1 protein-coding gene is annotated in these 653 nt (G+C 37.8%); it reads right to left on the reverse strand.

Annotation, left to right across the window (positions count from 1 at the left end):
* Positions 1–129: 129 nt before the first annotated feature.
* Positions 130–624, reverse strand: coding sequence for a hypothetical protein (locus FCV43_RS20195; RefSeq protein WP_136996188.1), 495 nt, complete (start codon positions 622–624; stop codon positions 130–132).
* Positions 625–653: the final 29 nt, after the last annotated feature.

Genomic DNA, 653 nt, shown 5'->3' on the forward strand with positions numbered 1-653 from the left:
TAACGCCCTGTTAAGGGGTGAGCAACGCAATACCGAAGCCGCTGCATACCACCTTAAACACTAAAACCAACGCATAGTGAAAATGCCACGTGTTGAGAATCCCTCTTAAACAGTTTGTTAGGTTTGTACTTAACTGTTTGCACTTCTCCGTTTAAGCATTGCCTTAGCCAAAGTTGTAACAGCGACAACCCTTGCCAGCATTTGCTTACTTTGAGCCTCACTTCTTTTTTCAACCTGTACATATCTAATTAGCTCATTTGAATGTAACTTCAAAGTGCTAACAGCAGCGTAAAAAGAGAAGTAATTATCCATTTCATGATCTTTCATTTTCGACAGGTCAGAAATATGTGTATCAAAGACATTGAGCGTCATGGACTCAGAAACTCGAGAAATTACCTTTGCCATATTAAACAAACGAATTTCTTCTGTTTCTTCTTGAGGCATTTTTTCTAAAGCCATAGCCAACATTTCAAGATTTCTGTTAACTTCATAGTCTAAAACTTTTTTGATTTTTCGCAGGTTTCCCCTACTTTTTACAACCCCGATGACTTCATTCAATATGTAACCTAATGCAAACGTCACTACAGGCAAAACGTCTTTATACTCTGTCCAGATACTACTCAATTAATTTATTCCTCGAAAAACCTAACGCC

This window comes from Vibrio genomosp. F6, assembly GCF_005146325.1.
Classification (GTDB): Bacteria; Pseudomonadota; Gammaproteobacteria; order Enterobacterales; family Vibrionaceae; genus Vibrio; species Vibrio cortegadensis.